Source organism: Streptomyces zagrosensis (assembly GCF_014203645.1).
Taxonomy (GTDB): Bacteria; Actinomycetota; Actinomycetes; order Streptomycetales; family Streptomycetaceae; genus Streptomyces; species Streptomyces zagrosensis.
Map to the genome: position 1 here is coordinate 91,967 of NZ_JACHJL010000022.1, position 24,017 is coordinate 115,983.

General features: G+C 69.8%; 20 protein-coding genes. 7 read left to right on the forward strand and 13 right to left on the reverse strand.

Annotation, left to right across the window (positions count from 1 at the left end):
* Positions 1-3: 3 nt before the first annotated feature.
* On the reverse strand, positions 4-810 hold the full coding sequence (locus FHS42_RS30490; protein WP_184578138.1) for an acetoacetate decarboxylase family protein: 807 nt from the start codon (positions 808-810) through the stop codon (positions 4-6).
* Between the two features lie 457 nt (positions 811-1,267).
* Between FHS42_RS30490 and FHS42_RS30495 the strand changes: the two genes are divergently transcribed.
* On the forward strand, positions 1,268-2,623 hold the full coding sequence (locus FHS42_RS30495; RefSeq protein ID WP_184578141.1) for a glutamine synthetase family protein: 1,356 nt from the start codon (positions 1,268-1,270) through the stop codon (positions 2,621-2,623).
* A gap of 81 nt (positions 2,624-2,704) precedes the next feature.
* Here FHS42_RS30495 and FHS42_RS30500 read toward each other — a convergent pair whose 3' ends face one another.
* From FHS42_RS30500 to FHS42_RS30540, 9 genes are all read right to left on the reverse strand, one after another.
* Positions 2,705-3,148, reverse strand: a complete 444-nt coding sequence (locus tag FHS42_RS30500; RefSeq protein WP_184578144.1) for a nuclear transport factor 2 family protein — start codon at positions 3,146-3,148, stop codon at positions 2,705-2,707.
* 28 nt (positions 3,149-3,176) lie between these two features.
* Positions 3,177-4,625 (reverse strand): aldehyde dehydrogenase family protein, encoded by a 1,449-nt coding sequence (locus FHS42_RS30505; RefSeq protein ID WP_184578149.1) that lies wholly within the window; start codon positions 4,623-4,625, stop codon positions 3,177-3,179.
* A 103-nt stretch (positions 4,626-4,728) separates the two neighbouring features.
* Positions 4,729-5,328 carry a TetR/AcrR family transcriptional regulator gene (locus FHS42_RS30510; protein WP_184578152.1) on the reverse strand — a complete coding sequence of 200 codons (600 nt, stop codon included), beginning with the start codon at positions 5,326-5,328 and terminating at the stop codon, positions 4,729-4,731.
* Between the two features lie 8 nt (positions 5,329-5,336).
* Positions 5,337-6,191: an ATP-binding cassette domain-containing protein gene (locus FHS42_RS30515; RefSeq protein WP_184578155.1), complete on the reverse strand. Its 855-nt coding sequence runs from the start codon at positions 6,189-6,191 to the stop codon at positions 5,337-5,339.
* Positions 6,188-7,981, reverse strand: coding sequence for a dipeptide/oligopeptide/nickel ABC transporter permease/ATP-binding protein (locus tag FHS42_RS30520; protein WP_184578158.1), 1,794 nt, complete (start codon positions 7,979-7,981; stop codon positions 6,188-6,190). Before FHS42_RS30520 ends, FHS42_RS30515 begins: the two co-directional genes overlap by 4 nt.
* Entirely contained in the window at positions 7,978-8,919 is a 942-nt protein-coding gene (locus tag FHS42_RS30525; protein ID WP_184578161.1) for an ABC transporter permease, read from the reverse strand. The genes FHS42_RS30520 and FHS42_RS30525 overlap by 4 nt, the downstream gene beginning before the upstream one ends.
* A gap of 62 nt (positions 8,920-8,981) precedes the next feature.
* On the reverse strand, positions 8,982-10,496 hold the full coding sequence (locus FHS42_RS30530) for an ABC transporter substrate-binding protein (protein ID WP_184578164.1): 1,515 nt from the start codon (positions 10,494-10,496) through the stop codon (positions 8,982-8,984).
* A gap of 247 nt (positions 10,497-10,743) precedes the next feature.
* Positions 10,744-11,733 carry a methyltransferase gene (locus FHS42_RS30535; protein ID WP_184578167.1) on the reverse strand — a complete coding sequence of 330 codons (990 nt, stop codon included), beginning with the start codon at positions 11,731-11,733 and terminating at the stop codon, positions 10,744-10,746.
* Between the two features lie 70 nt (positions 11,734-11,803).
* Complete coding sequence (locus tag FHS42_RS30540) at positions 11,804-12,772, reverse strand: aldo/keto reductase (RefSeq protein WP_246495634.1); 969 nt, start codon at positions 12,770-12,772, stop codon at positions 11,804-11,806.
* A gap of 91 nt (positions 12,773-12,863) precedes the next feature.
* On the opposite strand from FHS42_RS30540, the gene FHS42_RS30545 reads away from it, so the two are divergent.
* The gene (locus FHS42_RS30545) at positions 12,864-13,604 is read left to right on the forward strand and encodes an SDR family NAD(P)-dependent oxidoreductase (protein WP_184578170.1); all 741 of its coding nucleotides are present in this window, start codon (positions 12,864-12,866) and stop codon (positions 13,602-13,604) included.
* A 170-nt stretch (positions 13,605-13,774) separates the two neighbouring features.
* Here the strand turns inward: FHS42_RS30545 and FHS42_RS30550 are convergent, their stop codons facing one another.
* Together FHS42_RS30550 and FHS42_RS30555 are read right to left on the reverse strand one after the other, a co-directional pair.
* Positions 13,775-14,440 (reverse strand): response regulator transcription factor, encoded by a 666-nt coding sequence (locus tag FHS42_RS30550; protein ID WP_184578173.1) that lies wholly within the window; start codon positions 14,438-14,440, stop codon positions 13,775-13,777.
* Positions 14,407-15,693: a sensor histidine kinase gene (locus FHS42_RS30555; protein ID WP_246495635.1), complete on the reverse strand. Its 1,287-nt coding sequence runs from the start codon at positions 15,691-15,693 to the stop codon at positions 14,407-14,409. Before FHS42_RS30555 ends, FHS42_RS30550 begins: the two co-directional genes overlap by 34 nt.
* A 170-nt stretch (positions 15,694-15,863) precedes the next feature.
* On the opposite strand from FHS42_RS30555, the gene FHS42_RS30560 reads away from it, so the two are divergent.
* On the forward strand, positions 15,864-17,756 hold the full coding sequence (locus tag FHS42_RS30560; protein ID WP_184578176.1) for an FtsX-like permease family protein: 1,893 nt from the start codon (positions 15,864-15,866) through the stop codon (positions 17,754-17,756).
* Positions 17,757-17,928: 172 nt separating this feature from the next.
* On the opposite strand, the gene FHS42_RS30565 is transcribed toward FHS42_RS30560, so the two are convergent.
* A complete protein-coding gene (locus tag FHS42_RS30565; protein WP_184578179.1) occupies positions 17,929-19,326 on the reverse strand; it encodes an amidohydrolase in 1,398 nt (465 codons plus the stop codon).
* A gap of 98 nt (positions 19,327-19,424) precedes the next feature.
* Here FHS42_RS30565 and FHS42_RS30570 point away from each other — a divergent pair, with 98 nt between their 5' ends.
* The 4 genes from FHS42_RS30570 to FHS42_RS30585 all read left to right on the forward strand — a co-directional run bounded on the left by FHS42_RS30570 (position 19,425) and on the right by FHS42_RS30585 (position 23,968).
* Complete coding sequence (locus FHS42_RS30570) at positions 19,425-20,534, forward strand: zinc-binding dehydrogenase (protein ID WP_184578182.1); 1,110 nt, start codon at positions 19,425-19,427, stop codon at positions 20,532-20,534.
* Between the two features lie 35 nt (positions 20,535-20,569).
* Positions 20,570-21,532, forward strand: coding sequence for an aldo/keto reductase (locus tag FHS42_RS30575; RefSeq protein WP_184578184.1), 963 nt, complete (start codon positions 20,570-20,572; stop codon positions 21,530-21,532).
* A 151-nt stretch (positions 21,533-21,683) separates the two neighbouring features.
* The gene (locus tag FHS42_RS30580) at positions 21,684-22,691 is read left to right on the forward strand and encodes an alpha/beta hydrolase (RefSeq protein WP_312867105.1); all 1,008 of its coding nucleotides are present in this window, start codon (positions 21,684-21,686) and stop codon (positions 22,689-22,691) included.
* Between the two features lie 29 nt (positions 22,692-22,720).
* Positions 22,721-23,968, forward strand: a complete 1,248-nt coding sequence (locus tag FHS42_RS30585) for a multidrug effflux MFS transporter (protein ID WP_184578187.1) — start codon at positions 22,721-22,723, stop codon at positions 23,966-23,968.
* The last annotated feature ends 49 nt before the right edge of the window (positions 23,969-24,017 follow it).

Consider the following 24,017-nt stretch of genomic DNA (forward strand, 5'->3'; position numbering starts at 1 on the left):
CGGTCACTGGGCGCCTGAGGTGTTCGACTCCAGAAGTCGGCCGCCGTCCCACACCACGCCGACCTGCTGGTAGTAGGCGGCGATCGGCTCATGGATTTCCAGGCGGGCCAACTCCTCCGTGGGCGCCTGGAACAGCTCCAACTCGGCGTCCCCCACCCAGGGCTGCCCGCCCTCGAAGGAGGCGGCGCCGGACTCGACCAGTTCGTCTAGAGCCAGGCCCCCGCCCTTCTCGATGGAGGGCAGCCAACGGTGGTGGGCCATCGGATGGCCGTTGACGAATCCGTTCGTCTGGGACGGCTCACGCAGGGTGACGATGGCCTGGGCGAGCCGCCGGTCAGCGGCGGCGAGGGTGGCGCCGAAACGAGCGCCGGCCTCGATCCGTGGGGCGGGCCCGTAGGGATGGGGGCGGGTCTGGTGAAGGGAGCCGAACTTCTTCGGGTAGCCCTGGTGTAGGCCGCGGGCGATGGCGAAGTCCTTGTCGACCCAGATGTAGACACAGCGGGTGTAGGTCTGCCCTCCGTACGTGCAACGGACGACGACGAACGCCTCCTTGTACTGGGCCAGCACCGGGTCGAGCAGCTCCTGTCCCGAGGCGGCGCACGACTGCCAGTCGGCCCAGATCAGCGCGACCGCGCCGGGGTCTTCGGCCGCGAGCTCCAGCGGTTCGGGCAGCAGCTCACGCACGCGTGCCGGGTCCGTGCGGTACTCGACGGTCAGCAGATCGCCCGAGTAGCGCCACGGAGGCGAGGGGATCAACGATGAGGCGCCCGTCGCGGTCTTGGGGTGGAAGTATCCACGGACGCTGGTCATGGGGGCTCCTTGAGGACTGAACGGTCAGGGCGGGCTGCTGAAGAAGGCAGGGGCGCGGTAGCGGGCCGCGGCCACCACGGCCACCTGGCCTGCGAGGGCGAGGTACCGACCAGCCGGCCCGAGCCTCCTGGCGGAGTGCTGAGGAGGCATCAGGGGAGAGAAAAGGGGAGGTAGGGGCCCGGACCATGAAGGCCGGGCCCCGGCCAGCGGGACGGCGGGCACCGTAACTCGTTTGGCTTCAAACAAGATAAGAAGCGGCGGACCCTCGGTCAATAGCTATCCGGATGGATAATTTCTACGACGAACCTCTTGCACGTGAGCACCCAACCTCCCTACCGTTTGACACCAAACAACCTCGGCCTCCTGCCCACCGCAGTGCGAGGCCCCCCTCTTCCTCCCTCTCCCCCAGCGCCCTCAAGCCCTGGGAGGCGCCCCTTTTCCCTGGTAGGAGACACCGGTGAGCGCATCCGACACCCCAACCGTGCGCCGGCGCATGGACCAACTGGCCGCCGATGGCATCGACGTCGTCCGGGTGACCTATCCCGACCTCATCGGCACCGAACGGGCCCGAGACATCCTCCTTGAGCACCTTCCCGCGGCCTGCGACCACGGCTTGGCCTTTTGCCGCGCCGTCTACCACACCAGCCCTCGGGGCGACACGGTCTCCGTCGCCGGCGGCCTCGACGCCGGCCTGCCCGACATCTGCGTCACCCCCGACCTCGCCACCCTCACCGCGCTGCCGTGGGAACCCGGAGTCGCCACCTGTCTGGGCAACGTCACCGACCCGGCCACCGGGCTGCCCGCGCCAGAGTCCCCCCGCGACCTGCTACGCGCCGTCCTCAACCGATGCGCCGAGCACGGTCTGCGGCCCGTGGTGGGGCCGGAGTTGGAATACTTCCTGTGCGACGCTGCGCCCGATGACCCGCAGGGCTGGCACCGCTACAGCGACACCGACGGCGCCATCTACACGGCGGGGCTGCGTGCGGACCGGGACAACCACCTGCTGCACATGCTGCGCCTGCTGCGTGATCTGAACATCGGCGTCAGCGGCGGCAACCACGAATACGACGGCTCCCAGTTCGAGATCAACCTGACCCACGGCGACGCCGCCGAGGCCGCCGACCGTGCCTTCCGCTTCAAGTCCGCGATCAAGGAACTGGCCCGCAAGGAGGGACGGCTGGCCACCTTCATGGCCAAGCCCTTCAACGACGCGGGCGGTTCCGGCTTCCACCTCCACCTGTCGTGCGTGGACGACCGGGGCGAGAACACCTTCGCCAACCCCGCGGCGCCTTACGGCCTGTCCGCCACCGCCCGGCATGCGGTGGCGGGCGTCCTCGCCCACGCGCCGGCGCTCACCGCGCTGGCCAACCCAACAATCAACTCTTACAAGCGACTTGGTCCCGACACGCTTGCCCCCTGGCTCATCGACTGGGGCCTGGACAACCGCAGCGCCATGGTCCGCATACCGCCCGAGCGCGGTGCGGGCTCCCGCCTCGAACTACGCCTGGGCGACGCGAGCGCCAACCCCTATCTGCTGATCGCCGCGACCATCGCCGCGGCCCTGCTCGGCGTCGTGGCCGGCGAGGAGCCGCCGGCCCCGCTGGAGGGCTACGGCTACGACACCGCGAGATCGGCCGCGCTGCCGACGTCCTTGTCCGCCGCCCTCGACGCATTGGAGGCGGACACCGCCGTGACCGAGACACTCGGCAAGGACTTCATCACGTCCTACCTCTCGTACAAGCGCGACGAAGTCGCACGCTTCCACCGGCACGTCACCGACTGGGAGTTCACCGAGTACGCCTACCACCTGTGACGCGCGGGAGATGACCCGCCAGGGCCCCCGCGCCGGCAACGCCGCGGGGGCCCAGTGGCGTACTCGATGACGCCGGCCGCCTCAGCGCGGGCTGTCGTCGCTGATCACGGTGGCAGGGTGCGCCGCATCCGGGGTTGTCGGTCGGTCCGGGTCCCGGCGGAAGAACGTCTTGCTGGCGATCCGCCACACGCCGTCTTGGCGCACCAGCGAGAAGTGGTTGGTGAAGTCGTAACCCTGGTAGCCGTACTCATCCAGCACGGCGACCGCCACGTCGCCGCTCACCTCCACCGAGCGAATGGTGGAGGTGTAGGCGAGGGTCCACTCGCGGTTGTCCGCTTCGGCTGCAACCACCTCGCAAAACGCCTCGATCGGCGCCGAGACGAACTGCTGGCCGAGGTATCCCCACATGTGCGCGTCCGTGTGGAAGGCCGCTCGGACGGCGTTCGGGTCTGCGGCGCTCACCGCCGCCACATAGGCTTCCACAGCGGATCGAACGCCGTCGTGGGCAACCGTACGATCACTCATCTGGTTCTCCTCTTGGATGGCGGACGGATCACCCATGGTGCATCCATACGCCTTTGGTCTCGGTGAACACATCAAGCGCGCAGGAGCCCATCTCCCGCCCCCACCCGCTGGCCCCGAATCCGCCCCAGGGTGCGGCGGGGTCAGGAACCGGCGGCATGTTGACGAACACCGCGCCCGCACGGATATCTGCTGCGAGCCGGTGGGCGGTGGTCAGGTCCCGGGTCCAGATCGCGGCTGCCAGGCCGTACCGGGTGTCGTTGGCACGCGCCGCCAGTTCGTCCTCGTCCTCGTAGGTGAGTACGGGCAACACGGGGCCGAAGACCTCCTGCTTGGCGATGGCCATGTCGTCTCGCACATGGGAGAAGACGGTGGGGCGGTAGAAGTGGCCGTGCTCCAGGGGGCCATCGGCGCGTGCTCCCCCGGTGACCAGCTCGGCTCCCTCGGCCAAGCCCTCCTTGACCATGGCGTCCACCCTCCGCAGGTGCTCCTCGCTCACCAGCGGCCCCAACTGGGTGTCTGGGGACAGACCGGGTCCAAGGCGCAGGGCGGCGACCGCGGCGGCGAGTTTCTCGGTGAACTCCGCCGCTCGGCGGCTGTCCACGTAAAAGCGCGCATAGGCGGCGCAGACCTGCCCACTGTTGAGCAGCGCTCCGTGCACATTGCCCTGAACGGCGGCGTCGATGTCGGCGTCCTTGGCGATGATGCTGGGGGCCTTGCCGCCCAGTTCCAGGGTGACCCGCTTGAGATCGTTCGCCGACGCCCGGACGATCTCCTGTCCCACCTCGGTGGAACCGGTGAAGGAAACCTTGTCCACCCGCGGATGCTCCACCAGGGCCCGGCCGGTCGCGGGGCCGCCGGTGAGGACGTTGACCACGCCCGGGGGAAATCCGGCTTCCGCGCACAACCGCCCCAAGTGCAGGCTGGTCAGCGGGGTTTGCTCGGCCGGCTTGAGCACCACGGTGTTGCCGCAGGCCAACGCCGGGGCCATCTTCCATGCCGCGATCATCAGCGGGAAGTTCCACGGAGTGATGAGCGCGCACACCCCTACCGGCTCACGGCGGGTGAAGTGCAGGGTGTCGGGATAGGAGACCGGGCTGACCGCTCCCTCGATCTTCGTGACCCAGCCCGCGTAGTAGCGAAAGTGTTCCGCGGCCCCCGCGACGCTGACCGTACGGGCCACCTCCAGCGGTTGTCCCTGGTCACGCGTCTCCAGCTCCGCGAGCTCCGCGGTGTCGCGATCGATCAGTTCGGCCAGGCGCCACAGCATCTTGGCGCGCTCGGCAGCGGACAACCTGGCCCACGCGGGGTCCTCCAGCGCCCGTCGTGCGGCGCCGACCGCGTCGTCAACGTCTGTCGGTCCGGCCTCGGCGCAGGTACCAAGGACCGACCCGGTGGCAGGGTCACAGGTGGTGAACTCCGCTGTGCTCGCGGCGGCCGTCCACTCGCCTGCGATGAAAAGCCGGCCTCGCACATCCATAACAAGATCCTTTCTCGGCCTTCGTCACGCCCCACGAGCGCGCCCGCGGGGGCGCGGCTCAGTCAGCTCAGCCAGTGCGGTCAGCTCGGTCAGTGCAGCCGGCTCAGTCAGTGCAGTCGGCGATGTTGCGCATCAGCCGGTCAACATAGGCGCGGTGCTCCGGGATCAACGCGCCGTCCGGGAACATCAGGGAGGTGACATTGGCCCCGATGGACATGCCGATGACCTCCCCCGCGAGTTCGGTGACGGCCGGTGCGTCGCAGGGCTCGCCCTTGCCCCGCGCTTCGGTGATGCGCACGGCGAGCCGTCTGCGCCACTCGTGTAGGTGTTCGCGGTACAGCGTCGCGAGTTCCTCGTTGGCCACCGAGTGCTCCCACAGCGCGAGCAGCACACGGGCGGAGGCGATGCGGTACGTATCCAGCGGCAGCGTCACCTCGATGTCGCGGCGCAGCGCCTCCTTCGGATCGAGCGATGGATCGCTGTCGTCGATCCGCTCGTTCATCTCCGCGAGTACGCTTTGGAACGTGGCGGCAACGATGCTGTCCTTGTTGGGGAAGTACCGCTTCAGCGCACCATTGGCGAAACCCGCCTCGGCGACGATGCTCCTCATGGTCGCGGCCTCGAAGCCGCCCTGGATGATGAGCTTTTTCGCGACGGCGACGATTTCCCGCCGTCGCTGATCGTGGTCGATAATCTTCGGCATAGTTTTCCCTACGGTACTGGCGACCCGGTCGCCGTACGAAGCCCGAGCCAGCTGCGCCGGCGCTCGGCCTGCCGAGCCGGGTCGGCGACCGGGGATGCCAGGAGCAGCCGACGCGTGTAGGAGTGTGCGGGGTTTCGCGTGATGGTCTCGTTCGGCCCGGTCTCAACGCACTCCCCCTGGTACATCACCGAGACGCGGTGACAGATGCGCCGTACCACCCCCAGATCGTGCGATACGAAGAGGTAGGAGACGCCGGTCTCGCGCTGGATGTCGATGAACAGGTCGATCACCGCCGCCTGCGTGGTCAGGTCGAGTGCGCTGACCGGTTCGTCGCAGACGATGAGGCGTGGTCGGCGCACCAGCGCGCGGGCGATGGCGATGCGCTGGCGCTGGCCGCCGGAGAACTCGCTGGGGTAGCGCGTCACGGTGTCCGCGGGCAGGCGGACGTGGTCGAGCATCTCGGCCACCGCCTTGCGTGCCTCGGCTCGGCCGGTGCCCGCGGCCGTGAGGGGCTCGGCGAGGATGTGGCCAACGGTCAGCGTCGGGTCTAGCGAACCGTACGGGTCCTGGAAGACCACCTGGAGATCGGCTGCCAGGCGACGCCGAGCGGCTCCCTTGGCGTGGGTGATGTCGCTGCCGGCGAACGAGATCCGGCCGGAGGTCACCTCGGTCAGCCCGAGGATGGCCTTGCCGAGGGTGGACTTGCCCGATCCGCTTTCGCCGACCAGTCCCACGCACTCGCCCGCCCCGATGGTCACCGAGACGCCGTTGAGTGCGCGGAAGGTGGTGCGTCCGCGTCGGTAGTCCACGACGAGGTCGGCTACGTCGAGCAGCGGGGTGTCGTTGTTCGCGTCCGTCTTCATGTGTGCACCGTCCGTCCGGCCTTGGTCCAGGCCGCGTCCAGTTCGGCGCGGCTTGCGGTGTCGTCCTGCGAAGCCTTGATGAGCTCCGCGGTGTACGGATCGCCGGGGTGGGCGAAGATCTGCTCCACCGTGCCGGTCTCGATGACCCTGCCGTCCTTCATGACCGCGACCCGGTCGCAGATGTCGGCGACCACGCCGAAGTTGTGCGTGACGATGACGAGCGCCATCTGGTATTCCTGCTGGAGTTCACGCAGCAGTTCGAGCACCTCGGCTTGGACGGTGACGTCCAGCGCGGTGGTCGGCTCGTCGGCGACCAGCAGGCTCGGGTTGCCCGCGACTGCTCCCGCGATGAGGACGCGCTGTGCCATGCCGCCGGAGATCTGGTGCGGGTGCGAGGCTAGTACGCGGTCGGGATCGGTGATGCCGACCCGCAGGAGCATCTCGCGTGCCCGCTCCCGCGCCTTCGCCTTGGACAGCTTGTGCACCGCCCGCAGGGGTTCGACGAGTTGATGTCCGACCGTGTAGCAGGGGTCCAGGTTACTCATCGGTTCCTGGGGCACGTAGCCGATCTGGGTGCCGAGCAGCGCGTGGCGCTTGGCCCGCGGCAGCTCGCCGACCGACTGGCCGCCGAGCCAGATGCCGTCCGCGGTCGCGCGGCCGTCCATCGGCAGCAGGTCCAGTGCGGAGAACACGGTCTGTGACTTGCCTGATCCCGACTCGCCGACGATGCCGAGGACTTCGCCGGGGGCGACGTCCAGGCAGACTCCGCGTACGACCTGTTTGTCGCCGTGCGGTGTGCCGTAGGTGACGTGGAGGTTCTCGATCCGCAGCGCGCTGAGTTCGGCCGGGTGTACCAGCTCGCCGGTGCTGCTGGTCGTCTCGTCGCTCGGCTGCTGGGCACGTCGGCGGCGGCGGGGTGCCGGTTCGGTCCGCACGCTCACCAGGTCGGCGAGGGTCGATCCCATGAACGCGAGTGCGGCGATCGTGATGCCCAGCGCCGCCGATGGCCACAGCAAGATGAGCGGGTGGGTCAGCATGGTGCGGAACCCGTCGTTCATCATCTGGCCCCAGTTGGGGTCGGACGCGGTGCCGATGCCCAGGAACTGGAGGCCGGTCTGCATGCCCATCGCGATACCCGCGGTGAGAGCGGACTGGATGATCACCGGTGCGTGGACGGCCCGCAGTACGTGCGTGTGCAGAATCTTGATGTGGGTGAGCCCGGCGACCCGGGCGGCGTCGATGTAGGGCTCCTTGCGCACCGCGAGGGCCTTCGAGCGGGATATGCGGTAGTAGCCCGGCGCCATGAAGGCGCCCACCGTCACCATCAGCACCGTGAAGTCCGCGCCCGTGCCGGCGGCGACGATGAGCAGGACGATCATTCCGGGCACGGACTGCACGCCGTCGCTGATCCACGAGAAGACTCGGTCGGTGAGGCCGCCGAAGTATCCGGCCGCCACCCCGGCGGGCACCCCGAGCACGACTCCGGTCAGGCAGGCGACGGCTGCTCCGTAAAGGGTCGTACGCGCCCCGAACAGCAGTCTGCTGAGGATGTCCCGGCCGGCCGAGTCGCCGCCCATGAGGTGATCGGAGTTCGGTGGTGCCTGGGTGAGGGCGAAGTCCACGAAGTTGGGGTCGTGTGGGGCGAACAGCGGGGCGAACAGTCCGGCGATGACCACCAGGAGGAACACGGCCAGTGCGGCGATCCCGATGGGACGGCGCAGGTATCGAGACCACAGTGCTTGCTTGGCCGAAACGGGTGCGGTCTTTGCGGGGGATGCGGCTTCGTTCATTTCTCGCGCACCTTTGGATTGACCCACCCGAGCACCAGGTCGAGCAGGAAGTTGACGACGACGACGAACACGACCGTCACGACGGTCAGTCCGAGCAAGACCGGGATGTCGCCGATCTGGGAGGCCGACTGGGTGAGGCTGCCGATGCCCGGGAGGTTGAAGATGATTTCGACGACGATCGCGCCGCCGAGCAGCCCGACGAACATGATCGCGAGGACGGTGAGCGCGGCGGGCGAGGCATTGCGCAGCACATGCAGCGTTACGCGCCGTGCGGACAGCCCGCGGGCCCGCAGCGTGCGGACGAAGTCCTGGTTGTTCACCTCAAGGAAGCCGTTGCGGAGCTGTTCGGCGATCATCACGATCGCGCCGAGTGCCAGCGCGATCGACGGCAGGGTGATGGAGCGCAGCCACCCGCTGGCGGAGTGCGTCAAAGGCACGTAGCCGACTGCGGGGAACCACTGGAGCTTGATCGCGAAAGCCATGACGAGCATGAGGCTCACCCAAAACCCGGGGAGGGCGAACAGGACCACCGAGGCGAGCTTGAGGACACGGGCGAGGATGCCGCTGGGACGCAGTCCGGTGGCGATGCCCACGATGAGCCCGACCACGGCCGCGAGGAGCGTGGCGGCCACCACGATCGACAAGGTGACCGGCACGCGCAGGCTGATCTGGTCCGAGACGGGTTGGAAGTTACGCCATGACGTCCCGAAGTCGCCACGCACCGCGTGCGAGAGCCAATCCCAAAACTGCTCCAAGAGCGGGCGGTTCAGGCCGAGTTGTTGTCGCAGTGCCGCCCGCTGGGCGGGGGTGGCGCTGTCGCCGAGCAGGCCGGCGGTGGGATCGCCGATGGCTAGGTGGGCCAAGAAGAATGAGGCGGACGTGACGACCACCAGGAGGATGGCCCCTGACAACAGGCGCCGAAGCGTGAATCTGATCATGTAAGGACCCCTCTGGGGGCGGTGGCCGCCTGCGCACCGGGCGACCACCGCCGAAACGGGAATTAGCCGCGCTGAATGAACCGCAGGGTCGGGAACATCATCCCGGTGAGCGGGGTTACCTTGATGCCCTTGTTGCTGAAGTAGGTGTTGTTCGCCTGGTACCAGACGTCCTGCCAAGCCTGGTTGGTGACCTCCGCGTTGAGCCGGCGGATCTGCGCGATCTGCTTCTGGCCGGATGTCGCGCCGATCGTGCCGAGGAGCTTGTGGAGTTCGGGAAATGCCTCGGTCGAGGGGTTCGGGTTGAACCACTGCCGTGAGGCGATCCGCCCGTCCACCGACGCCGCCGCGTTGGAGTCAAGCGCCACCACCGCCACGAACATCGGATAGGTCGCGGCGTTCTTCTGGTAGTCGGCGGGCGACAGGTTCTTCCACGTCACCTTGATGCCGAGCTGGCCGAGGATCTGCTGGACGGCGGGCTGCCACGGTTGGAAGATCGATGACATGGGCATCGTCACGCGAAATCCGTCGGGGTAGCCGGCGTCGGCCATGAGTTGCTTGGCCTTGTCCATGTCGAAGGCGTATTGATCGTTGAGCGAGGCGTCATACGCGGGGTCTCCGGCGGGGAACACCTGGTTGGTCGCCACCCCGGCGCCCTGCCCCACCGACTTCAGGATGGCCGCGCCGTCGAAGGCGTGGTTGATGGCCTGCCGCACTCGTATGTCACCGAGGGGTTTGAGCCGCTTGCCCATGCGGTCCGTGAACTGGATGCCCACCCAGGTGGCGACCTTGGATGCGACGTTCCAGCCGTTTCTCTTCGCGTGGGGGATGTCTGCCGCGTTGGCGTAGGCGACGTCGAGTTGGCCCGAGAGCATGGCGTTGAAGCTCGCGGTCGGGTCGGCGATGGGGAAGACGCTCACCGTGCCGAACGGGTAGGTCTTACGGTCCCAGTGCCCGGGCTTCCTGGTGAAGACGTAACTCGACCCCGGCGTCGATTTGCCCGTGTCGTAGGTGTAGGGGCCCGACCCGGCGGGCCGGGTGCTGAGCGCCTTGGCCTTGATCGCGGCAGGTGACGCCATCCAACTGCGCCCAAGGCCCATGGAGTACAGCAGGGCGTCGTCCTTCTTCTTCAGGTGGATGGCGATGGCGTTGCGGTTCACCTGGCGCACAGCGGAGACGTTGGCGTAGGTCTGGCCGGAGCGGACGCCGGCCTTGAGGTGCTGAAGATTGTGCACCGCTGCCGTGGCGTCGAAGGGTTGCCCGTCACTGAACGTGACCCCGGAGCGCAGCCGCATGGTGAGCGTCAGGTGATCCGGGGAGTACGTCCATGATGTGGCGAGTGCGGGGATGGGATGCGAGTCCTTGTCCAGGGCGACCAGGGGGTCGTAGACGGCGGACAGGTAGGGGCCGTCGAAACCGATGTCGGCCTGTGCCGGGTCCCAGGAGGTGACGTCGAGGAGCGTCCCGATCTTGATTTTCTCGTCGGGTCCGCTGCCGCCGGAAGAGGCACCGGCGTTCGTACAGGCGGCCAGCGCGAGTGCGATGACCGCGACAAGTGTGGCTCTCCAGATCCTCTGCATGGAATCTTCTCTCAAGTAAGAGGGGGCGCTGATGCCAGATTGAGCAGGGAGAGGAAACCGCCGGTCCTCTTCGCCATCGCAACGCTCGGCCCAAAGACGGGGGGCGGGTGCACGGAAGAGTTCCCCTGCCCGCCATCTCACGTGTCGTGGCCGTTAGTCTACGGACGTCGGCAAAAAAGGCAATGGCCCCACCACAGCCAAATTGGCAGGGGTGGGGCCGTCGTTAAGCCAGGGGCCAAGAGGTGTGTCAGACCGCCTCAGCGACGATGACGCGCGGGCTTCCGGGCAGCGCGAGCACCTCGCGCCGGCGCCATCCGGCCGCCTCCAACCAGGCCGTGACCTCGGACTGCGGGTAGACCACCGTGCCGTCGATGACGAGGTACTCCCCCGCGTGCAGCGCGTCGATCGGACGCTGGCGGTCGTCGTCGTCCAAAAGGAAGTCAAGGAGCAGCAGCGTGGCTCCATCGCGCGCGGCGGCCCGGGCATTGACGAGGATGGCGCGGTTCTGCTCGGCGGTGAAGCGGTGGATGACGTGGTTGACCATGACCAGATCGTGGTCTCCGCCCGGGCTGGCCGTATCGGTTGGCGCGGGATCGATCCGCGCCCGGTCCGCGAGCCCCGCCGTGTCGAGCGCTTCGGCTATGGCGTCCGATGACCCCGGGTCGAAGACGAAGCGCGCCGACAGATCGGGGTTGGCCCGTAGGGCGCCGATGGCGAAGGCCGGGGAGAGCCCGCCGAGGTCAAGTAGGTCGCGATAGGGGCCGAAGTCGAAGGACCGGGCGAGCATGGCGGCGTGCAGCGCGTTGTAGCGCATGACTCCTGCCATGAACGCCTTCCACCGCGCCTCGTCCATCTCCAGCTCACCGGGCTTGGTGGTGTCAACGGTGGTGTCGAACTGTAGCCAGTGGCCGTAGCTGATCTCGTTCAGGAAGGCGAGGAAGGGATGGAGGTCGAGCTCGCCGTCGCCCGTCAGGTAGGCGGCGGCGTCCGGCGCCAGCCGGTAGCGGCCCGCGCGGCGCTCCAACAGCCCCAGTCCGTTCATGGCGTCGGCGAGTATCCGTGCCATCCGCTCGCTGACCCCGGTCGCCGATGCCAGTTCGGCCACGTCGCGTTCGCCATCGGCGAGGGCGCGGAAGATGCCGGTGCGCGCGGCGGCGAAGAGTTGCTTGGCCCCCATGTAGCCGATCGCGATGTCAACGATGCGGTCGGGCGCGGCGGACGTGCTGGGTGCGGTCATGGTGTCCTCCTGAAGAGTTGTCGTACGACTGCTGAGGGGGTATGCGCACGCCCGCAGGCGGCGTCTTGTTTCACCAGGTGCCGTCCGCGGCGACGTCGCGATCGAGCCACAGGTCCGCCACGGCCCGGCGCAGCGCCTTTGGCCCCACGCGGTCGAGCAGGGCGATCGCTCCGACGTTGTCCTCCAACTGGCTCCGCCGGGACACGCCGACCAAAACGTTGGCGGTACCGGGGTTGGCCAGGCAAAAGGCGATGCCCAACTGTGCGGGCGAAGCGCCGAACGCATCGGCCAGGTGCCGTACTTCGCCGTAGGACGCGGCGATGCGCTCACGGATGCCGCCGACATCGGCACCGATCTTGCGGCCCGGGCGAAGGTTGCCGACCAGCATGCCGCCCTCGAAGACGTCGGACGCCTGGAGGGCGAGCTCCCCGGCGTCGAACAGTGGGGCGTAGTAGCGACCCTCGGCCATCGACCTGCGCACCAATCCGTACTTGAGCTGCGCGAACGTGGGTGGCACCAGTCCTTGCTCGCGCGCGAAGTCGATCGCCGCACGCAGGTCGCCATACCGCCAGTTGTTCACGCCCCAGGTGCCGAACCGGCCTGCGTCGATCTGCTCGGCGACATCGGTGACGACTCGCTCGACGTCGAGGTCGCCGAAGTAGTCGCCGACGACGACCATGTCGGCCCGCTCGACGCCAACGCGCTCCAGGGACGTCTCAAGCTGCTGCGTGAACCCGGTGGTGGGGTAGTCCCAAAGCCAGAGTTTGCCGCAGAACTGCCAGTTGGCGCGGGCGAGTCCGGCCTCCCGCACGGCGCGGCCGAAGATCAGATCGGTACGCGCGTTCTCCGCGTGCGGGCCCATGTTGTAGTGCGCGACGTCGAAGAAGGCGCAGTCGAGCTCCGCGGCCCGCGCGACCAGCGATACCGCGTCATCGAAATCCATCCGGTCCCAGGTATTCCAGGACCCCAGCGCCAGCACCGGCACATCGGGGCCACCAGGCCCCAATCGGCGGCGGGGCACGGACTGTGCAGTGCTCAAAGCTCCTCCCGGAAGCCTCGGCTTTTTTGTCTACGCTTGTATACTATACCGCTGACGCCGTGACAGGGGTCTCGGCGCGAGGGGAGCGAAGATGAAGCGCACACGCACCGTGCTCGTCACCGGTGGAGCCGGCGGGATCGGCCAAGCAGTGGCCGCGGCATTCGCAGCCGCGGGCGACACCGTGGTGATCGCCGACCGGGACGCCGAGCGCGTCACGCAGACGGCTCAGGTCCTGGGCGTCCATGGCCGGGTTCTCGACATCACCGATGAGCCGTCGATCAACCGTGAACTCGACGCGCTACAAGCGCAGTTCGGGCCCATCGAGGTGCTGGTGAACAATGCGGGCCTGCTTACGGTGCACGGCAAGCTCCTGGAGTTGCCCGGCAGCGACTTGGACACCATTCTGCGCACCAATGTGGTGGGCACGTTCTTGATGACCCAGCACGTCGCGCGCCGCATGGTCGCGGCCGACGTCGCCGGGACGATCGTCAACATCTCCTCGATCGGCGGCAGGCAGCCCACGCCGGGCATGGGCGGCTACGAGAGCAGCAAGGCGGCCGTGGACGCGCTTACCCGCTGGGCGGCGATCGAACTAGCCGAGCACGGCATCCGCGTCAACGCCGTGGCACCCGGGCCGGTCCGCACGGAGATGATGGCCGCTGGCATGCCGGAGGGTTCACCGCAGCGGCGGGCGTGGGAGGACCGCATCCCGTTGCACAAGTTCGCCGCGGTGGACGATGTCGCCGCGGCGGCCGTCTTCCTCGCTGGCAGCGGCGCCGCGCACATCACCGGCACCAGCCTGCCGGTGGACGGCGGCCAACTGCTGACCTGATCACTTCGGCCAGCCGCCCGCGTACGAGAGGGATGACGCACGGGCGGCCGTGCCGGTCCGCGCGTCGCCCAGCGCCTGGGGAGGTTGCACGCCGGCGCACTGTCAGGGGCTGGTGGAAGCCAGGCCCTGACCTCCTCGGCGACCGGTCCCGGGCCTGATGGGGCGCGAGTTCAGGCCCGCAGGAACTTCAGCACCGCCATCACCCGGCGGTGGGTCTCCTCGGCCGGAGGCAGGTCCAGCTTCATCAAGATGTTGCCGACGTGCTTGCTCACCGCGGCGTCCGAGACCACCAACGTACGACAGATCGCCGCGTTGGACCGCCCCTCGGCCATCAGCGCCAGCACCTCGCGCTCGCGCGGCGTCAGCCGCTCCAGCGGGTTTCGGCGGCGGCGCAGCAACTGGCGTACCACCTCCGGGTCAACCACCGTGCCGCCGGCCGCCACCGTGGCGACTGCCGCCACGAAGTCATCGATCTGGCCGATGCGGTCCTTCAGCAGATAGCCGACGCCCGAGCCGTCTCCGGAGTCCAACATGTCTGCTGCGTACGAACGCTGTACGTATTGGCTGAGGACCAGCACCGGCAGCCCGGGCCGCCGCTCGCGCAGCGCGACAGCGGCCCGCAGCCCCTCGTCCGTCTGCCCCGGCGGCATTCGCACATCGGTGATGACGATGTCCGGTTCGTGCTCGGCGACGGCGACCTGTAGGGCCTCGGCGTCTGCGACCGCGGCCACCACCTGGTGACCGAAGCGGGTGAGCAGGCCGATCAGCCCTTCGCGCAGCAGCACGCCGTCCTCCGCCAGGACTATGTGCAGTGGGGTGGGCTCAGTGGGGTGCAAGGGATCTCCACGCGCAGCAGGGTCGGGCCGCCGGGCGGGCTGTTCAGCGTCAGTGCGCCGTCCACCACCGAGACCCGGTCGGCCAGCCCGGTGAGGCCGGTGCCGCCCGCCGGATCGGCGCCGCCGCCCCCGTCGTCCAACACGTCGATGGTCAACAGCCCGTTAGCGTAGCGCCCCTGAATCTCGGCGGATTCGGCGCCGCTGTGCCGGGCGATGTTGGTCAGCGCCTCGGATACGGCGAAGTAGCCGGCCGACTCCACCGCGGGCGCGAGCCGTCCCGGCACGTCGAAGCGGACCTCGACGGGCACGGGCGAGCGGTCAGCAGCGTCCGCGCAGGCGTCCGGCAGGCCACGGTCGGTGAGCACCTGGGGGTGAATGCCGTTGATCAGTTCCCGCAACTCGGCGAGGACCGCCCCCGCCTCCCTTTGCGCGGTGTCCAGCTGGTCCGCGAGCGCGCTGCCCGGCGGCGCGTCCAAACGGGCCAAACCCAGTGCCATCGAAAGGGCCACCAGACGCTGCTGGGCACCGTCATGCAGATCGCGCTCGATGCGGCGCCGCTCGGCCTCGAAGGCGTCCACGAGGCGTGCCCGGGAACTGACTAGTTCGCCGATCCGCACCTCCTGCCCGCCTGGCGCGAGCAGCAGCCTGACCAGCGCCGCCCGGCCCGCCGCCACCGCCGTCAGCGGGTACGCGCACAGCGCCGCCACCGCGAGACCCGCGAGCCCCAGCGCGCCAGCCACGAGCGGCGAACGGACCATCCACACCTTGAGGACGTTGACCTGCTCGCCGTCCACCAGCAGCAGGGGCAGCGCCCCCAGCAGGTACGCCGGCACCACCAGCGCGCAGCCCAAGACGATCAGGTCCACCGGCCACAGCAAAAACGCGGCCAGCACCGTGAAGCCCAGCTCCCGCCAGGTCGCCTGCTCTCGGTAGCGCAGCCGCAGCCAGCAAGGCAGGCCAGGGCGGGCCGGAACCTGATGCGGGTCCGCCACCCGCGCGCCGCCAAGCAGCCGCAGCAACCTTCGCTCCCACGCCGCGAACGGCACTCCCACCAACGCCAACGCCGCCAGCAACGGCAACCCCACCAGCACCACCGCCAACACCCCGGCGACCGCCACCGCCACCAGCAGCCCCGCGCACAACAAGGCCCCGGCCACCCCGCTCACCAGCAGGTATCCGGCTGCCCGCCATGGCAGCGCCGACCGCGTAAACCCCGGGCGCAGCATCGCGCGCCACACGCCGTTCTCGCCCATCCGCCCCCGGCCCCTCCCGACCCAATCGGCCCGTCCGGCCTGCCCTGCCCGTCCGGCCCGTCCTGCCCACCCTAGGCACCACACCGGCCGCGCGCGGTGGGGCTAGCCCTACCCTGCACAGTGACCCGCGCCCCACTGATCAGGCGCGTTCGGGCGGGTTGGCTTGCGGCATGAGGATGTTGCCGATTGCTTGGAAGTCCCTGCGCGCCCGCTGGGTCAGTCTCATCGGGGCGTTCACGGCCCTGGCGCTCGGCGTCGCGATGATGACGGTCATGCTGCTCGGGCTGGCCACCGCGCTGGCGCTGCCCGGTGGGGAGGCCGTGGTGTCGCTGGTGGCGGCGCTCGGCACGGCGGGCGGGGTGAGCGCCTTCGTATCGGCGTTCGTCGTCGCCTCCACCTTTTCGTACGCGGTGGCCCAGCGCCGGCGCGAACTGGGCCTGTTGCGCCTGGCTGGCGCCACCCGCGCGCAGGTCCGCCGCACCGTTCTCGCCGAGGCCCTGATCCTGGGCGCCGTGGCCTCCGCTACGGGTTGCCTGCTCGGTCGGCTCGCGGCGCCCTCGATGGTGCGCTGGCTCGGTGACGTTGACATGGCGCCGCCCGACCTCGCGCTCGGGTCGCAGCACTGGCCGCTGCACGCCGCCTTCTGGACGGGCCTGCTGGTGGCCTTCGGCGGGGTGGCGGTGGCCGCCCGTCGCGCGGGTCGGCTGGGTCCGCTGGACGCGCTGCGCAGCGCTGAGGTGGACACCGGGGTGATGACCGCGGGCCGTTGGCTTTGGGGTCTTGGACTGCTCGTCACCGCCGCCGCGCTTGTCGTCACCGCACTGTTCTCCGACCCCGCCGAACTGCTGCGGCGTAAGGCGTACACCGTGCGTCCGATGGTGCTGATCTGCGCCTGCGGGCTGCTCTCGCCCGTCCTGGCTCGGCCACTGCTGCGCGCCTTGACCTGGTTGCCGGCCCGCCGCACCGCGTACGCCGCACGTCTGGTGCGGGAGAACGCGTCGGCAGCGCTGCGCCGCACGGGCGCCGTGGCCGCTCCCGTGCTGGTGGCGGTGGCGCTGACGGGCTCGCTGGCCGGGGCGCTGGAGACGGTCAGCGCGGCCCGTACCGCCGAGGCCCGCTCGCGGACCGCCGCCGACTACGTCGCCGTGCCGCACACCGCGTCCCCGGGTGCCCTCGCCGACGCGCTGCGCGCCGTCCCCGGCGTCACCGTCTCGCCGACCGCGCCCACCCCGCTCTCGCTGGTCGAGCCGGACGGCACGGTGGTCGACTCCGAGGCCAGGACCGCCGAGCCGACCGCGCTGGCCTCCATCGCCCGGCTGCCGGTGCGCGCGGGATCGGTGTCCGCGCTGGACGATGGCGGCATCGTGCTGCCCGAGGAGTGGGGCCGCACCACCGTCGGGGCCCCGGTGCCGGTGATCCGCGCAGACGGCAGCCGGGTGACCCTGCGGGTGACCGCCGTCTTGCGCGACGGGTTGGGCGACAACGGCCTGTACGTCACGCCTGCCAACGGCCCCGGTGCCCGCGTCGATCGCATCGAGATCGGGCGCACCGGCGCGGCCGACGCCGCCACCTTCGATCGCCTCCGCGTCGCGGCTGCCCCGTTCGGCACCAGCATCGCCACCCGCGAGGAGTGGTTGGCGGCGACCGCCCCCTCCGCGAGCCGCCTGGCCTGGCTGCGGACGGTGCTGGTGCTGGGCCTCGCCCTGACCTGTACGGGGATCGCGCTCGCCAACACCCTCGCGATGGCGACCGCCGACCGGCGTCGCGAACTGGCCCTGTTGCGCCTGGCCGGCGCCACTCGGGCGCAGGTGATCCGGCTGGTGACCGCCGAGTCGGTGCTGGTGGTGGTGGTCGGCGCGGTGTTGGGCTGCGCGGTGGCCGCCATTCAACTCGGCACCATGCACGCCGGCTTGGCGATGCTCGCGGTGGACACACCGCTGATGGTGCCCTGGCGGCCCATCGGCCTGGTCACGGGGGCGTGCGTGCTGATCGCGGCCCCGTGTGCGGCGCTGAGCGCCGCTTGGGCCCTGCGCCGTCGCCCGGTGACGGTGGCGGCGCACTAGCCGGGCCGTGCCCGGGGGGACGTCCGCCGCCCGGGGCGTTGCCGTCCGCAGCGCGCCGCGGGCTAGGCCACTTGGGTCGCCCGCGCCCGTGGCTGCCCGGGCCGGGTCGCGGGGGTGGTGGGCGCGAGTGTCACAGTCCGTCGCACGCCGCAATCGCCACCGCCCGCCGGTGTCAGACCGTCTCTGGCACCGCGACCCGCACGCCGTGCTCATAGACGATCTCCCCGTCCACCACGGTGAGTTCGACCTCGACATCCGGCAACTCGGCGGGGGCCAGGGCAAGGGGGTCGCTTTCGAGTACGCACAGGTCGGCGGCCATCCCGGGAGTGAGCGTTCCCTTCCACGACATGGCCTGGTCCTGGCGGGCAGGCTCCACCGTGTAGCAGCGCAGCAGGCGCCCCATCCGCCGGCGCGGGTCGGCCGTGGGCCCCATCCACTCGTCGGCGGCTGCGATTTGGCGCCGCCAGTCCGGTGAGAGCACCGGTGCGTCGGAGGTCAAACACAGCGGCACGCCCTCATCGAGTGCCGCCTGCAACGGCCAGGCAGCCGCCGCAGATCCCGGGCCGAGCGCGGCGTCCACCAGGGGGCGGGTACGTATCGCTATCTCCGGCTGGGTGTCCAGGCCCACCCCCAGCGCGGCCATCCGGCGCAGCTGCGGGCCGGTCACCAGGTCGCCGTGGATGATGTAGTGCCCAAGGTCGATGTCCCGCTCGGTGCGGGCCCGTTCGATCGCGTCGAGCGTGACGTCGATGGAGCGGTCCCCGGTGGCATGCACCCCTACCTGGTGGCCCGCCCGGTGCGCGGCGACGATCATCCGTGCCAGGTTCTCTTCACGGTCGGCGTCATCGACGCCCGCCACGAGGAGCGAGGCGCTGACGCCGTCTGCGTAGCAGTGGTGCGTATAGGCCGACCGCATCGGTGGGATGCCATCGGCGAATATCTTGACCCCGGCGAACCGGAGCCAGCGCGGGTCGCTCGTCGCACCGTCGGTGGTGGCGAGGCCGGCGAGAAAGCTCTCCAGGTTGCTCGGTCCGTCGAGCTCTCCGAAGAGCCAAAGGACCGTGACCCTGGCCCGTAGCAGCCCCTCCGCAGCCAGCGCGCGGTACTGCTGCGCGACCGAGGTGCCGAAGGCACCGGTCGCACCATGGTCCTCGCCGGGGCCAAGGCCTGGCTCCGTGTAGCTGGTGATGCCGAGCGAGGCGGCGAGTTCGCCGGCGCGCAAGATCGCACGGCGACGCTGTGCGGCGTCCAGCAGTGGCCGCTGTGGTGCGGGGCCGGGGCCGGCCTCTTCGCCGAAGAGGGTGTGCGGCCACATGGCACCGAGCCAAGTGGCGTGCAGGTGGGCGTCGTTGATGCCCGGCAGGACGGCACGTCCGGCGAGCTCGATGACCTTGGTCGAGGCGCCGGCCAGTGCCATCACCTCGCGGTCAACGCCGATGCGGGCGACGAGTCCGTCGCGCAGTGCGATCGCGGTCGCTCCCCCGCCGCCCGGGGATAGGGAGTGGACCACGCCGCCTCGCAGGATCAGGTCGGCCGATGCATTGCGGGCGTCGCAGTCGGCTGTGCGCACGGGTGCTCCTCGTTGCTCTCAGGGTCTCGACATTTGAGTCAACGTCCGTAGACTAACGCATCGTCGAGCCCCGCTACGCTCGATCTGAAGGAGCATCGATGGACTTTCCCTCCTCGACACGTGCAGCGGTCCTCAGCACACACGGCGCCGCGCTAGACCTCACCGACCTGCCGCTGCCAGCGAAACTCGAACCTGGCGCCGTCCTCGTACGCATCGTGTGCACGACACTGTGTGGCACCGACATCGAGCTCTGGTCGGGCAAAATGACCTTCCCCGGCATGTTGCCGATGGTGCTCGGCCACGAGATGGTCGGCGAGATCGTCGCCATCGACGAAGACACCCGGGACGCGCTGGGCCGCCAACTAGCCATCGGTGACCGCATCGGCTGGTCGGAGTCAACGTGTGGTGCCTGCCACGGTTGTACGGTGCTACGCGAGCCGGTCGCCTGTTCCGACCGGGGCTACGGCTTCCGACAGCGCGCCGATGTACCCCCCTACGCCACAGCGGGCCTGTGCGAGTACGCCTATGTGGTGCCCAAAGCGGCCACCCTCCTGTTGCCCGACACCATCCCCGACACCTGGGCCGCGATGGCCGGCTGCGCGGCGAAAACCGTTCTTCGGGCGTTCTCCCGCGCCGGCGGCGTACGCCCCGGCTCCCGTGTCGTCGTGCAGGGTTCGGGGGCGCTCGGCCTCTTCGCGACCGCGGTCGCCTACCTCGGCGGCGCAGGCACCGTGATCACTGTCGGCGCTCCCCAGGCGCGGCTGAGCCTGGCTCACGAGTTCGGCGCCCAGGAGACGGTGGACATCGCCCAGGGTTCCGAAGCCGCCGTCGCCCGGGTGCAAGAACTCACCCATGGCCACGGCGCCGACCTGGTGCTCGACTTCGCCGGCGCCCCGACAGTTGGCCAAGAGGCCGTGGCGATGGCCGCACAGCGCGGGCGCATCGTCGTCGTGGGCAGTACCGGACCGGTCGCCGAACCGCTTGCGCTCGGCACGGTGATGGGCAAGGAACTCACCATCGTCGGCTCGCTCAACGGCGACATCGCCGACTACCACGAGGCGATCGGGTTCTTCACCTCCTTCTCGGACCGCATGCCCTGGGACCGGCTGTTCGGCACGCCGGTCAGGCTGTCGCAAGCCGGCGCACGCATCGCCGCGATGAGCCGGCACGAAGAGATCAAGGCCGTCATCGACCCCCGGCTCGCGTAAGCGACCGGATACACCCCGCAGACAAGGAACCACGCATGACCACCACCATGCTCCCCCAGCGCCGCATCGGCACCAGCGCACTTGAGGCGTCGGTGCTGTCCCTCGGCTCGTGGCACACCTTCGACCGGATGGACTTCGCCGACGCCGTAGCCATGGTCCGCTACGCGTTCGACCGCGGCATCAACCTGTTCGACGTGGGCGTCTACGGGCTGCCCGGCAAGCCCCCCGTCTTCACCGACGTGCTGTGGGGCGCGATCATGCGAGCGGCGGGCATCCCCCGATCCGCCTATCTGGCCTCGGTGAAGCTGTGGATCGAAAGCTTCGACGAGCAAGGGTTCGCTCCCCAGCTGAAGAACGCGTTCTTGCGGACCGGGCTGGACCACGCGGACCTGGTCATCCTTGGGGACCTACGGCGCGACGACGTACGTCTCGAAGACCTCGTCGGCGACCTCACCACGCTCACGGACGCGGGACTGATCCGGGCCTGGGGCGTGAACAACTGGTCGGCCACGAGCATCCACGCCCTGCGCCGCATCGCCGCCGAGCGCGGTGTACCGGGCCCGCAGATCGCACAGTTGAAGTACAGCCTCGCACGCCGCGCCATCCCCGACGGGGCGCCGTTTACGCAGTTGTTCACCTCCGGGTTGAGCATGCAGGCATCCGACGTCCTGGAAGGCGGCATCCTCGCCGGTCGGACCGCACCCGCCCGTGAGATCGGCCGCGACCCGGGCGCGATCCGCGACGCGATCGTAGCGACCGTCCCGGACATCACCGCACTTGCCGACAAGCTGGGAACCACGCCCGCCCAGCTCGCGATCGCGTTCACGCTCACCCACCGCGCCAACGCCTCGACGCTGGTCGGCGCGACCCGACTGGAGCAGGTCCGGCAGAACATCGACGCCCTGGACCTCGTGGACCGGATCGGGGCCGACGAACTGCGGTCCCTGGTCGAGCCGTTTTGGATCGACCGCGGCGTCATCGATCCAGAAGGTCCCTGACCGTGCCGGCAGTGCCTCGTACATCGCACCAGGAGCAATCGGTGAGCTGCGTGACCCAACCCGCTGCCTCGGGCGCCTGCGGCGCCGCGTCCACCGGCACTCGACCCATCCGCGCGGCACACCCGTCGCGCCCGCCCCAGGCGTTGCGGCTGTGACCGGCATCGCGCGCCCGCGCCCCGTCCCCTACGACCCGCAGCTCGAACCGGGCCTCGCGGCATGCCGCGAGCTCATCGAGCGCATCCCGTTGCGGGCCGACACGATTGTCGCCAACCGCGCGCACTTCGCCACGATCGTGCCCCCCATCGAGACGGCGATCGGCGAAAGCCCGGTGGACTTCGAACACGTCACCGTGCCAGGCCCGGCCGGGGCACCGGACGTAGAACTGACCGTCCTGCGACCTCGCGGCGGGGTGCGTGGGACACAGGGGGCGCCGGGGATCTACGCCATCCACGGCGGCGGCATGATGCTCGGCAACCGGTTCTTCGGCATCACAGGGCTAGTCGAAGAGGTGGTGAGGTTCGGTGCCGTCGCTGCGAGCGTCGAATACCGTCTCGCCCCCGAAGACCCCGCGCCCGCCGCCGCGGAGGACTGCTATGCGGGGCTGGTCTGGTTCGCCGAAAACGCCGTCGCCCTCGGCATCGACCCGGCCCGCATCCTGGTCAGCGGCGCAAGCGCGGGCGGCGGCCTGAGCGCAGCGGTCGCGCTCATGGCCCGCGACCGCGGCGGGCCGGCCCTGGTCGGGCAGCTACTGGATTGCCCGATGCTCGATGACCGCAACGACACGGTGTCGAGCCGGCAGTACGACGGCATCGGCATCTGGGACCGCAACAACAACGACACGGGCTGGAACGCGCTGCTGGGCGCGGACCGTCACACCGCAGCCGTTTCGCCCTACGCGGCGCCCTCGCGGGCCAAGGACTTGTCCGGGCTTCCTCCCGCCTGCATCACGGTCGGCGCCGCCGAGGTGTTCCGCGACGAGGCGATCGACTACGCCACCCGGATCTGGGCGACCGGCGGCCAGGCCGAGCTGCACGTGTGGTCCGGCGCCTACCACGGCTTCACGGGCTTCTCAGCGGATGCCGAGGTGTCCAGGGCTGCGGTGGCCGCCCGGGAGTCGTGGATGCGACGTGTTGTGGGTAGCACCGGCCGGTCCCTGTGACGACGGCCGCAGCGCGCGGCGCGCGGGTCATGAGTGCGCGCCGCGCCGCGTTCGTCCTGGGGTCGCTTGAGGTGTTCGGGCCACTGTCGATGGATCTGTCCATGCCGCTGTTGCCGCAGCTCGCCGAGGACCTGCACACCAAGGACAGCCTCGCTCAGGCGTCCATGTCGGTGTGCATGCTGGGGCTCGCGCTCGGCCAGCTCGTGACGGGCCCGCTCAGCGACCGGATGGGCAGGCGGCGCCCGCTCCTGTGGGGCGTCGCGCTGTTCACCGTGTTCTCGCTGCTGTGCGCGTTCGCCCCTTCGATCGAGATTCTGCTCGTGCTGCGGTTTCTCCAGGGCCTCGCCGGGTCGGCGGGAATCGTCATCGCGCTGGCCGCCGCCCGGGACATCGCGTCGGGCATTGAGCTCGCGCGGCTGCTCAGCCTCCTCGGTCTCGTAGGAGCGCTGGCCCCCATCGTGGCGCCGGTCGCCGGCGGGCAGCTCGCCGCCGTGCTGGACTGGCGGGGCCTGTTCGTCGTCCTCGCGGGCATCGGCGTCGCCCTGCTGGTCGTCTCGGCCACGTTGCTCCCCGAGACCCTGCCGCCCGAGCTGCGGCACGGGGGCAAGTTCGCCGACACCGGCCGGCGGTTCGGCACGGTCCTACGCGACCGCCTTTTCGTGTGCTACCTGCTGGTGGGGGCGTGCACCGGCACGGCCTTCTTCACCTATCTGGCGTCCATCAGCTTCGTACTGCAAGACGGCTTCCACCTCAGCCCCCAGGCGTTCGGTGCCGTCTTCGCGATGAACGCGATCGTCGCGGTGCTCGGATCGCTGTCCAACCGGGCCATCGTGCGCCGGGTCGGACCCGCGCGCATGTACGTCGTGGGCACGACGGCGACCGCGGTCGCCGCCCTTGGACTGCTTGGTGTGGTCGTCGCCGGGCTCGGCCTGAGCGTCCTGCTCATCGCTCTCGCGCTGGTGCTGTTTTGCTACGGCGTCATCAGCCCCAACAGCTCGACGCTCGCCCTCGCGGGGCACGGCGAACGCGCCGGAACCGCGGCGGCCCTACTCGGCATGTCGAGCTTTGCCGTTGGCCCGGTCGTAGCGCCCCTCGTTGCGCTCGGCGGGCAGGCAGAACTGACCATGGCCCTCACCATGGCCATCGCCACCGTCATCGCGTGCGTCCTCGTGTGGACCACCGTGCTGCCCCGGCTTCGAGGGTCCAAGGACCCCGCGCCCCCCAGTGAGCACCGTGCAGGCGGCGCCGGGGTGCACCACGACGATGCCCTGCACTGATCATTTGACGGGTGCTCGCTGTCGCCCCCGGCAGCCCACCGCCGACCCC

Bases quoted from the DNA above. Each gene is read 5' to 3' on its own strand.
- FHS42_RS30490 (WP_184578138.1), bottom strand. From the start codon at position 810: ATGACCAGCGTCCGTGGATACTTCCACCCCAAGACCGCGACGGGCGCC.
- FHS42_RS30500 (WP_184578144.1), bottom strand. From the start codon at position 3,148: ATGAGTGATCGTACGGTTGCCCACGACGGCGTTCGATCCGCTGTGGAA.
- FHS42_RS30505 (WP_184578149.1), bottom strand. From the start codon at position 4,625: ATGGATGTGCGAGGCCGGCTTTTCATCGCAGGCGAGTGGACGGCCGCC.
- FHS42_RS30510 (WP_184578152.1), bottom strand. From the start codon at position 5,328: ATGCCGAAGATTATCGACCACGATCAGCGACGGCGGGAAATCGTCGCC.
- FHS42_RS30515 (WP_184578155.1), bottom strand. From the start codon at position 6,191: ATGAAGACGGACGCGAACAACGACACCCCGCTGCTCGACGTAGCCGAC.
- FHS42_RS30520 (WP_184578158.1), bottom strand. From the start codon at position 7,981: ATGAACGAAGCCGCATCCCCCGCAAAGACCGCACCCGTTTCGGCCAAG.
- FHS42_RS30525 (WP_184578161.1), bottom strand. From the start codon at position 8,919: ATGATCAGATTCACGCTTCGGCGCCTGTTGTCAGGGGCCATCCTCCTG.
- FHS42_RS30530 (WP_184578164.1), bottom strand. From the start codon at position 10,496: ATGCAGAGGATCTGGAGAGCCACACTTGTCGCGGTCATCGCACTCGCG.
- FHS42_RS30535 (WP_184578167.1), bottom strand. From the start codon at position 11,733: ATGACCGCACCCAGCACGTCCGCCGCGCCCGACCGCATCGTTGACATC.
- FHS42_RS30545 (WP_184578170.1), top strand. From the start codon at position 12,864: ATGAAGCGCACACGCACCGTGCTCGTCACCGGTGGAGCCGGCGGGATC.
- FHS42_RS30555 (WP_246495635.1), bottom strand. From the start codon at position 15,693: ATGGGCGAGAACGGCGTGTGGCGCGCGATGCTGCGCCCGGGGTTTACG.
- FHS42_RS30560 (WP_184578176.1), top strand. From the start codon at position 15,864: ATGAGGATGTTGCCGATTGCTTGGAAGTCCCTGCGCGCCCGCTGGGTC.
- FHS42_RS30570 (WP_184578182.1), top strand. From the start codon at position 19,425: ATGGACTTTCCCTCCTCGACACGTGCAGCGGTCCTCAGCACACACGGC.
- FHS42_RS30575 (WP_184578184.1), top strand. From the start codon at position 20,570: ATGACCACCACCATGCTCCCCCAGCGCCGCATCGGCACCAGCGCACTT.
- FHS42_RS30585 (WP_184578187.1), top strand. From the start codon at position 22,721: ATGAGTGCGCGCCGCGCCGCGTTCGTCCTGGGGTCGCTTGAGGTGTTC.